Genomic DNA, 9,834 nt, shown 5'->3' with positions numbered 1-9,834 from the left:
TCGATCGCAGACATCTTCGAGGACCCGCAGTACAAGGCCCGCAACAACATGCTGAACGTTGTCGATGAGCGCGTTGGCGAGATCGTGGTTCCCGCTCCGCTGCCCAGGCTGTCCGAAACGCCGCCGCAGTTCAAACACACCGGCCGAGCCCTCGGCGCCGACAACGAGGAGATCTATCGAAACCTCCTTGGCCTCTCTGCCGACAAATTCAATGCAATCAAATCAGCTAACGTGATCTGAGATGAGCTTATGACCGATATTCTCGCACAGATCGCAAGATCACAAAATTGGGTGCAGATCCCTCATGATCGGATTGCTCGATACAAGTTTATAGTAGAAGAAACAAACAAGCTTATCGCTGAAAGTGCGTCAGAGTTGATATCTATATCAAGGCATGGTGTCGAAGACGAGAGTGAATGCCGGCACACTCAGAGAAAAGTTCAGCCATGACGCAAGATATCATTGAAAGCGGCATCGTAGCGATAGCTGAAGGCGTTAAGGCCGGAGATATAACCTCCGAGCAGGTTACGCAAATTGCAATCAAACGTCTCAACGGTCGTGGGCGAAGTCTAAATGGCGTCATTTTAATTGACGCGGATCGCGCCTTGGAACAAGCAAGGGCCGTTGACCTCAAGCGCACACGAGGAGAGCGGCTTGGTATACTGGCTGGTGTCCCTTTAGCGCACAAAGATTTATTTTATCGCGCAGGGCGTGTCGCTTCTTGTGGATCAAAAATTCGCAGAGCGTTCGTTCCTGCAATCACCGCTACGGTCCTTGATCGACTGGATGAAGAAGACGCTGTTGATTGCGGCACGCTCCATATGACTGAGTTTGCAGTAGGGCCAACGGGTTATAACGAGCACTTTGGGCATGGCCGGAACCCTTGGAATCCGGACCATGTATGTGGTGGTTCATCGTCGGGATCAGGGATTGTCGTTAGCTCGAGTTGCGTGCCGGGCGCTCTCGGCAGCGATACCGGCGGTTCGATCCGTCATCCATCCGCAATGTGCGGTCTCACGGGACTGAAGCCAACGCATGGTGCAGTTAGTCGATATGGCGTTATGCCCCTATCGGGCACACTCGATTGCGTTGGCCCCATCGCTCGACACGCACGAGACACCGCGCGCCTCTTCGATATTATTTCGGGTAGGGACATACTGGACAGCAGTACGAGCAATGCTCACGTCGAAAAAACCGAAGAGAGGCTCACTGGTGACATTCGGGGAGTATCGATTGGCTGTCCTCGCAACTTCTATCATGATTTGCTCGAACCCGATGTCGCAATGGCTTTTGCCGAGGCGGTAAAGACATTTGGCTCTCTCGGCGTGAGAGTTAGGGACTCGGATGTGCCCGATATGGAACGTCTGAATGCGCTATCCAGCTTTATACTAGCGGTCGAAGGCGCAACGTTGCACAGGACTTGGCTGGAAGAGCGCCCCAACGACTATGCCGATCAGGTACGCGCACGTCTCGAGCCGGGGTTGCTATATCCTGCGACGCGTTATGTTGAGGCGATCTCCCTTAAGGAGCCGCTTACTAGGGAGTGGATCGATCGAGCGATCGGTTCGAATGATTGTGCTGTCGTACCGATTCTTTCTACGAGTGTGCCATCGATTGCGGAAACGACGAAGGGCTCTCAGGACGAGATTACCCGTATCATCGGGGGCGTCACCAGGAACACCCGAGCGATCAACTACCTTGGGCTCCCGTCGGTTGCAGTTCCGTGCGGATTTTCTGCCAATGGCCTCCCGATCGCGGTCCAGATTGTTGGGCGTCCTTGGGCGGAGGCACTGCTTCTCAAGATCGCAGATGCATTTCAGCGAGTGACTGATTGGCATCTGCGCACTCCGACGGGTCTTGCCACCATGGATTCGAGTTTAGTGAGCCCAACGACGATATAAAAATGTTTCGTCCGCTTCCCAAGCTGGCGCGGCCGGCAGGCGGACGTTCATACCAGGAGTGGGACGATGGAACGGAATATTGTTGGCTATGGTGCGAAAGGCCCGACTGGGCGTTGGCCCAACGGTGCTCGCCTCGCGGTGTCGCTGTGCCTGAACTACGAGGAAGGATCTGAGCGAGGCCATTCGCTGGGTGATCCCGATCAAGAGTCCTCGACAGAGCTTGGGAACTATCCCATGCCGCAAGGCATACGGGACTTGGCGATGGAGTCCATGTACGAATACGGATCACGCGTTGGTATCTGGCGCGTTCTCGATATATTTCAACAAACTGAAGTTAAATGCACATTCTACGCATGCGCGGTAGCTTTTGAGAAAAATCCTGATGTTGCTCACGCAGCAGTGCAAGCAGGCTATGATATCGTAGCCCACGGTTACCGTTGGGAAGAGGTGTTCCGGCTTTCTGAAGATGAAGAGCGTGCCCGCATGAAAATGGCCGTGGAGTCTCTTCAGAAAACTACTGGCAGGCATCCGAGCGGTTGGTACTGCCGCTATGGCCCGAGCGTCAACACGCGCCGCCTTGTCGTCGAGGAAGGCGGCTTCCTGTTTGATTGTGACGCTTACAATGATGACACACCGTATTTTGTGGACGTTGGCGGCAAGAGACATTTGATTCTCCCTTACACACCGGATGTTAACGACTTTCGATTCTGGAGTTCGCCTGGGATCTTTCAGGCGAGTGAATTCTATGAGTATGCACGAGAGTCTTTCGAGACCTTGTACGCGGAGGCGGAACGCTTCCCGCGCATGATGTCGATTGGCCTTCATCCCCGTATGATCGGCAGACCGGGCAGGATCAGGGGACTTCAACGCTTCATAGAAGAAGCACAAAAGCACGAAGGTGTCTGGTTCGCGACGCGCGAAGAAATTGCGAATGCTTGGTTAGAGATGCACGGCGCCAAGCGCTGACTCTTAGCAACAATATCAACGTGAAATGGGCGGTTGGCGGTTGACGCCAGCCGCCGCGAACGATCACGTAAAAAGGGGAGCCAAAATGAATGATATTTTCAGCTTATCCGGCCGGAAGGCTCTAGTTACTGGCGGTAGTCGTGGAATCGGCGCCGCAATTGTTGAGCTGTTGGCTCGTGCTGGCGCTGATGTTGCTTTTTGCCACTACCGCGACAATGCAAATGCCGACGCGCTCGCGAAGAAGCTTTCAGAGGAAGGCCTAAAAGTCGCCGGTACCGAGTGCGATGTTGCAAACGAGGTTGATGTCGCAGCGATGGCCGCTTGGGCCGAACAGCAGATTGGCGACATCGATATTGTCGTTAATAATGCTGGTATTGGAGGAGACAAACCTTTCGCTGATCTCTCAATTTCCGATTGGGACAGGATGATTGCAGTTCATCTACGTGGCACCTTCCTTGTGACCCATGCCTTCTTCGACAAGATGTGCAAGCGTGGCTTCGGACGCATCATCAGCACCTCCTCGCAGCTCGCCTACAAGGGATCGCCTGGGCTAGTGCACTACAGCGCGGCAAAAGCAGGGATCCTCGGCTTTACGCGCGCGCTTGCCTACGAGGGAGCCCCCTTCAACGTGACGGTGAATGCCGTCTCCCCTGGGCCAATCAATACGGAGCTTACCCGCGGAATGAGCGACGAATTTTTGGCAATGAAGAAAGCGCAGGTGCCGCTTGGACGCTTCGGCGAAGCCGAAGAGATCGCGCCAACGGTTCTGCTTCTCGCTTCCAATGCAGGGTCTTTCTACACCGGACAGGGTCTCTCGCCTAATGGCGGCGACGTCATGGTCTAAGGCCGTTCGCCCAGTCAACAATCTAAAAGTAGAGGTAAATGCATGCCTACGAACAAACAACAGACCGTTCTGATCACTGGTGCAGGTATTGGTATCGGGCGAGCCACGGCGCTTGCCTTCGCCAATGCACGATTCAACGTCGCAGTCACGGATGTCCTTGAAGAAGAAGGCAAGGCAGTCGTTGAGGAAATCAAGGCAAAGGGTGGGAATGCCACGTTCTATTTTCTTGACGTATCCAATACTGAGCAGACGAACACCGTCGTCGATGCGGTTGAACGCGAATTCGGTAGTCTCGATAGTATAGTCGCGAACGCTGGTATCGCTCGCAAGGAACCGCTTGCGACCATCACCGATCAGAGCTGGGACCGAATTCTCGACGTAGATCTCAAGGGCGTCATGCGGATCGTCCGTGCCGCTGCACCGGGAATGAAAAAACGTGGCGGTGGATCCATCGTGGCTCTTACCTCCATCATGGGCGTCGCCTATGGCTGGAAGGAGCATGCCCATTACTCGGCGGCAAAGGCCGGTGTAATCGGGCTTGTTCGGGCTCTTGCCGTCGAGTTGGCGGGGGACCAGATCCGAGTAAACGGCGTCGCTCCGGGTATCATCCGTACGGCGCAAGCGCTCTCCAAGGAGCATTCGCTTGGCCCTGATGGCGTTGACAAGGCTGGCGAGTACATCCCGTTGGGCCGTGCTGGCGATGCAGATGAGGTCGCGGATGTTATTCTGTTCCTCGCCTCCCATGCGGCTCGCTACGTCACTGGTGAAACAATCGTCGTCGACGGTGGCCTCCTGCCCGCCGGGCCGCGCTGAGTCTCAAGTGTCCAAGAACTGGAACCTTTAAATGATTATCGGAACGCTGAAAGAGGTTTCGGTCGCCGAGGCAAGGGTCGGGCTCACACCTGAATCGGCACTGCAATTGCAAAAGCTTGGACACACATGCGTTGTGGAGTCGGGAGCCGGCCTCAATGCCGGCTTCGGCGACGCAGCTTATATGGCTGCCGGTGTGAAAGTATTACCGACCGCGGAAGACGTGTTCGCTGAAGCCGACGTGATTACAAAAGTACGACCTCTGGAAGAGCGCGAAGTTCGCCTGCTCCGGAGAGGGCAAACGACGATCTCATTTGTCTATCCTGGGCAGAACAAAGGCCTCTTAGAACTTTCGCGAGATAGTGGCGTGAGCGCCATCGCGATGGATATGGTGCCGCGCATTTCGCGGGCGCAGAAGATGGATGCTCTATCGTCGATGGCCAATATCGCCGGTTATCGCGCGGTGATCGAGGCGGGCAACAATTTCGGTCGGTTCTTCACCGGTCAGGTCACGGCCGCGGGCAAGGTGCCGCCGGCAAAGGTGCTGGTCATTGGCGCGGGTGTCGCCGGCCTTGCGGCGATCGGCACGGCTACGTCTCTCGGTGCCATCACCTATGCCTTCGACGTTCGCCCGGAAGTCGCCGAACAGATCGAATCCATGGGAGCGGAATTCGTCTATCTCGATTTTGCCGACCAGCAGCAGGATGGCGCCGCGACGGGCGGCTATGCCGCCCCGTCCTCGCCGGAATTCCGCGAGAAGCAGCTGGCCAAGTTCCGCGAGCTGGCGCCGGAGATCGACATCGTCATCACCACCGCCCTGATCCCAGGCCGCGATGCACCGAAGCTATGGCTCGCCGACATGGTGGCGGCCATGAAGCCGGGCTCGGTCGTGGTCGACCTTGCCGCCGAGCGCGGCGGCAATTGCGATCTGACGGTCATCGATCAAAAAATCGTGTCGCCGAATGGCGTTACCATTATCGGCTATACGGACTTCCCGAGCCGCATGGCGGCCCAGGCCTCGACGCTCTACGCGACGAACCTCCGCCACATGATCAGCGACCTGACACCGGCCAAGGACGGCGTCATCGTCCACAACATGGAAGACGACGTCATTCGCGGGGCGACGGTTGTCAAGGATGGCGAGATTACCTTCCCGCCCCCGCCCCCGAAGATCGCGGCGATTGCCACGGCTAAGCCGAAGGAAAGGGCAAAGGAACTCTCGCCAGGGGAACGCCGCGCCGCAGAGATGGCCGCCTTCCGCAAGCAGACGGCTAATCAGGTCGGGCTGCTCATCATAGGCGGACTGCTGATGGCTCTGGTTGGCGCCTATGCACCCTCGGAATTCATGTCGCATATGGTGGTCTTTGCGCTCTCCTGCTTCATCGGCTTCTCGGTGATCTGGAACGTTTCGCATTCGCTGCATACGCCACTGATGGCAGTGACGAACGCAATCTCGGGTATCGTCATTCTCGGCGCGCTGCTGCAGATTGGTTCGGGCAATTGGCTGGTGGTGGTGCTAGCAGCCGTTTCGGTGCTGGTCGCTACCATCAATATCGTCGGCGGCTTCATGGTGACACGCCGTATGCTCGCCATGTTCCAGAAGTCGTGAAAGGGCGGACTTTATGACATTCGAAACAAATATCGGCCTAATTTCGGCGGCATATCTATCGGCAGCAGTGCTGTTCATTCTCTCGCTCGGCGGCCTTTCCGACCAGGAAAGCGCCAAGCGCGCGGTCTGGTACGGCGTCGTCGGCATGGCGATGGCGGTGGTCGCGACCAACCTCTCGCCAGAAGTGGATCATCTGCCGATCATCCTCGTAATGGTGCTCATCGGAGCCGTATTAGGCGCCATCGTCGCCAAACGGGTGCAGATGACGGAAATGCCGCAGCTTGTCGCGGCACTCCACTCCTTCGTAGGTCTGGCAGCTGTCTTCATCGGCTACAATGCCCATCTGGAACTCGACCGGATCCTAGCCATGGACGAGACAGCGCGTGCCGCCCTGATCGGCTTTGCCGCCAAGCTTGCCCACAAGGATGCGGTCGAACAGTCGATTATGAAGGTCGAGGTCTTCCTCGGCGTCTTCATCGGGGCTGTCACCTTCACCGGCTCGGTCATTGCTTTTGCGAAGCTTGCGGGCAAGGTAGACGGCAAAGCAAAGAAATTGCCCGGTGGACATCTGCTGAATGCGGCAGCTGCCATCGCCTCAATCGTGCTTTTCGTTCTCTACCTCAACGGTGCAGGCATCTGGGCGCTGGTCGCCATGACGGTGCTTGCCCTCTTCATCGGCTATCATCTGATTATGGGCATTGGCGGAGCGGACATGCCTGTCGTTGTATCGATGCTGAACAGCTATTCCGGCTGGGCGGCAGCCGCTATCGGCTTCACGCTCGGCAACGATCTCCTGATCGTCACCGGTGCGCTGGTTGGCTCCTCAGGCGCGATCCTCTCCTACATCATGTGCAAGGCGATGAACAGGAGCTTCATCTCGGTCATCCTCGGCGGCTTCGGCGGCACGACGGGCCCGGCGATGGAAATCACTGGCGAGCAGGTGGCAATCGATGTGGATGGCGTTGCAGCAGCCCTCAATGATGCCGACAGCATCATCATCATTCCGGGCTATGGCATGGCGGTGGCGCAGGCCCAACAGGCGGTTTCGGAACTGATCCGCAAGCTACGCGCAAAGGGCAAGACCGTCCGTTTCGCCATCCATCCGGTAGCAGGTCGTCTTCCAGGCCACATGAACGTGCTACTCGCCGAAGCGAAGGTACCCTACGACATCGTTCTGGAAATGGACGAAATCAACGAAGACTTTCCCTCGACCGACGTTGCGATCGTCATCGGCTCGAACGACATCGTCAACCCGGCTGCCCAGGAAGATCCAAACAGCCCCATCGCCGGCATGCCGGTTCTGGAATGTTGGAAAGCAAAGCTGGTGATTGTCTCGAAGCGCGGCCAGGGCACGGGCTACTCTGGCATCGAGAACCCGCTCTTCTACAAAGACAACACCCGCATGTTCTACGGCGATGCAAAGAAGAGCATTGACCAGCTGCTACCAGCAATTTAAATGATAGATAGCGATGTGAACCGGTAATTTTATCGGTTCCTTTTTTGCTTTCGCAGAGGGACCAGAAAGGGCAGTCTAGTCACGCGGCAGAATGAATTGAAGGAAACCTCCGTCTTTTCGCCTCAGCCAGCAAACTTAGGTCGCCAGCTATGGGGAACCGGCGTAATGCGCAGCAATATGTTCGAATCCATGAACATCTTTATGAATGTCGTGGAACACGGAAGTTTCGCCAAGGCAGCCGATGCCCTCAACCTCCACCGGCCAGCAGTTACAAAATCGGTGCAGCAGCTGGAAATTGAGCTTGGGGTCCGTCTTCTCAATAGAACAACACGGAAAGTCACCGTCACGGCAGATGGTGAAGAGTTCTTTAATCGCTGTGTACCACTTCTAGAGGAGCTTGGTTATGTACTGGATTCCTTCTCGGTAACCAGCTCGTTGCGAGGGCAACTTCGCGTCGACGTTCCTGTAGCACTGGCCCGCTGTCTCATTGTGCCGGCTCTGCCAGAGTTTCAAGACCGATATCCCGAGATCGAGATTGTCTTGAGTTCTACGGACCGAAAGATAAACCTCGTTAGCGAGGGCGTGGACTGTGTAGTTCGTGTCGGCAATCTGACCGACTCCAGCCATATTTCACGGCGGATCGGAACTTGCCGAATGACCGTCTGCGCAGCGCCAAGCTATCTCGAAAAATTTGGTGTGCCCAAAACGCTAGACGATCTTGCGGAGCACCACGCTGTCAACTTCTTCAAAGATCACCGACGTGATATTTATGAGTGGCGTTTCGACGTTGGCGGCCAAGAGGTAGTGAAAATCCTCAAAAGTGGAATTTTGATTGATAATTCCGAAATTTTCCTCACTTGTGGTCTTGCAGGAAGAGGTCTTATGCAAGGCATCCACCTCCTATTTCAGCCCTATCTTGAAAGCGGAGATCTTGTGGAAGTTCTTCCAGATATACTTTCGACGCCAAAGCCAGTGTCCGTCCTGTATCCGACCAGACCATTGTTGGCGCCAAAAGTCAGAGTTTTTATCGATTGGCTCGCCGAGATCGGAAAAAGACAACTTTCATACCCATGATTGTTACATATCTGGAAATAATGAATTGTAAATTCGCCGGTTCAATCAGGTCTGGCAGTCAGATACACTTCTAATATTGCCGTTTCATGGAGATAACCACGGACATGGCGGCAAGTACTTCACCTATTTCCAAACGGAGAGTTTGATGGAATTGCATCTTAAGGGCAAAACTGCCGTTGTCACCGGCGGCAGCCAAGGCCTTGGCCGCGCTATCGCGCTCGAGCTCGCGAGAGAAGGCGTCAAGGTTTTTGTAACGGCTCGCAACGAAGAGCTGCTGAACAGCTTTAAGAAGGAGCTTGTTGACGCCGGTCTCCCCGAGCCGACTGTCTTCGCCCAGGAATTCACCAACGTGGACGCGCCGAAAAAGATTGCCGAAGCCGCTTTCAAGGCTCTCGGTCATATCGATATCCTCATCAACAATGCGGGTGCAAGCCAGCCCGTCGAACCGGTAGCTCCGGAAGAGGATTGGGAGCGCGGCATGAACCTTGGCTTCACGCGCCAGCGCCAGCTCACCCAGGAATTTCTACCCCAGATGATGGAGCGCCGACAGGGTGCCATTCTCAACATCACTGGCACGACCGAGCCGGGCCAGATCAACGTTTCCGCAACGTCCAAGGCTGCGATCGCAATTTGGTCCAAGGGCCTCTCGCGCCAAATCGGCAAGTATGGCCTCACCATTAATTGCCTCCAGCCGGGTCTGATTGACACGGCACAGATCCGCCGTCTCTTCCCAGGTGACGAGCGCCGGAAGTTCGCTGAGCGTGAGATTGCAATGGGTGACTTCGGTGAAGATCAGGACGTCGCCAACATGGCAACCTTCCTTGTTTCGCCACGCGCCAAGTATATCACCGGTACCGTCGCGGTCGTAGATGGCGGGATGCGCCACTACGCGTTCTAACGCAATTTTCGGCGGGGAGCTTTGCTCTCCGCTTAACTACTTTGGACTTCCTACCTAGACGAAAGCGGCATCAGGTATCATGGATCGGTTCCCCCTGATTCTGTTATCCCAACTGGCCGGGTTGCCCCGGCAAGCGGACAAAACTCTGTTATTCTCATTTAAGAACAAACGATCAAAGCGGTTGCTGCTGTTCTCATGCTTGAGAGGATGTTGAGCTAAAGAGGCGCTATGAGGTGGACCCCATTGGTGAGGCAACTGGGGTGGCGGGTTAAGCGA

At 55.8% G+C, this 9,834-nt stretch carries 8 protein-coding genes and 1 pseudogene; all 9 read left to right on the top strand.

The genetic code is table 11. The features are described 5' to 3' along the window. A pseudogene (locus AC5JJ6_RS26870) lies at window positions 1-240 on the top strand (CoA transferase); the annotation flags it as partial. 206 nt (window positions 241-446) lie between these two features. After that, the gene (locus tag AC5JJ6_RS26865; RefSeq protein ID WP_496045012.1) at window positions 447-1,901 is read left to right on the top strand and encodes an amidase; all 1,455 of its coding nucleotides are present in this window, start codon (window positions 447-449) and stop codon (window positions 1,899-1,901) included. A gap of 66 nt (window positions 1,902-1,967) precedes the next feature. After that, window positions 1,968-2,867: an allantoinase PuuE gene (locus AC5JJ6_RS26860; protein ID WP_496045011.1), complete on the top strand. Its 900-nt coding sequence runs from the start codon at window positions 1,968-1,970 to the stop codon at window positions 2,865-2,867. Window positions 2,868-2,952: 85 nt separating this feature from the next. Then, complete coding sequence (locus tag AC5JJ6_RS26855; RefSeq protein WP_496045010.1) at window positions 2,953-3,711, top strand: SDR family NAD(P)-dependent oxidoreductase; 759 nt, start codon at window positions 2,953-2,955, stop codon at window positions 3,709-3,711. A gap of 42 nt (window positions 3,712-3,753) precedes the next feature. Beyond that, window positions 3,754-4,524: an SDR family NAD(P)-dependent oxidoreductase gene (locus tag AC5JJ6_RS26850; protein ID WP_496045009.1), complete on the top strand. Its 771-nt coding sequence runs from the start codon at window positions 3,754-3,756 to the stop codon at window positions 4,522-4,524. Between the two features lie 31 nt (window positions 4,525-4,555). Further along, entirely contained in the window at window positions 4,556-6,130 is a 1,575-nt protein-coding gene (locus AC5JJ6_RS26845; protein WP_496045008.1) for a Re/Si-specific NAD(P)(+) transhydrogenase subunit alpha, read from the top strand. 13 nt (window positions 6,131-6,143) lie between these two features. Further along, window positions 6,144-7,586, top strand: coding sequence for an NAD(P)(+) transhydrogenase (Re/Si-specific) subunit beta (locus AC5JJ6_RS26840; protein WP_496045007.1), 1,443 nt, complete (start codon window positions 6,144-6,146; stop codon window positions 7,584-7,586). 96 nt (window positions 7,587-7,682) lie between these two features. Further along, window positions 7,683-8,660: a LysR family transcriptional regulator gene (locus AC5JJ6_RS26835; protein ID WP_496045006.1), complete on the top strand. Its 978-nt coding sequence runs from the start codon at window positions 7,683-7,685 to the stop codon at window positions 8,658-8,660. A 145-nt stretch (window positions 8,661-8,805) separates the two neighbouring features. Then, a complete protein-coding gene (locus AC5JJ6_RS26830) occupies window positions 8,806-9,558 on the top strand; it encodes an SDR family NAD(P)-dependent oxidoreductase (protein ID WP_496045005.1) in 753 nt (250 codons plus the stop codon). Window positions 9,559-9,834: the final 276 nt, after the last annotated feature.

The organism is Skermanella sp. (genome assembly GCF_059503625.1).
This window is presented reverse-complemented; position numbering and strand designations above follow the sequence as displayed.

What these genes read in the sequence shown, in the direction of transcription:
- AC5JJ6_RS26865 (WP_496045012.1), top strand. Translation starts at nt 447, where the DNA reads ATGACGCAAGATATCATTGAAAGCGGCATCGTAGCGATAGCTGAAGGC.
- AC5JJ6_RS26860 (WP_496045011.1), top strand. Translation starts at nt 1,968, where the DNA reads ATGGAACGGAATATTGTTGGCTATGGTGCGAAAGGCCCGACTGGGCGT.
- AC5JJ6_RS26855 (WP_496045010.1), top strand. Translation starts at nt 2,953, where the DNA reads ATGAATGATATTTTCAGCTTATCCGGCCGGAAGGCTCTAGTTACTGGC.
- AC5JJ6_RS26850 (WP_496045009.1), top strand. Translation starts at nt 3,754, where the DNA reads ATGCCTACGAACAAACAACAGACCGTTCTGATCACTGGTGCAGGTATT.
- AC5JJ6_RS26845 (WP_496045008.1), top strand. Translation starts at nt 4,556, where the DNA reads ATGATTATCGGAACGCTGAAAGAGGTTTCGGTCGCCGAGGCAAGGGTC.
- AC5JJ6_RS26840 (WP_496045007.1), top strand. Translation starts at nt 6,144, where the DNA reads ATGACATTCGAAACAAATATCGGCCTAATTTCGGCGGCATATCTATCG.
- AC5JJ6_RS26830 (WP_496045005.1), top strand. Translation starts at nt 8,806, where the DNA reads ATGGAATTGCATCTTAAGGGCAAAACTGCCGTTGTCACCGGCGGCAGC.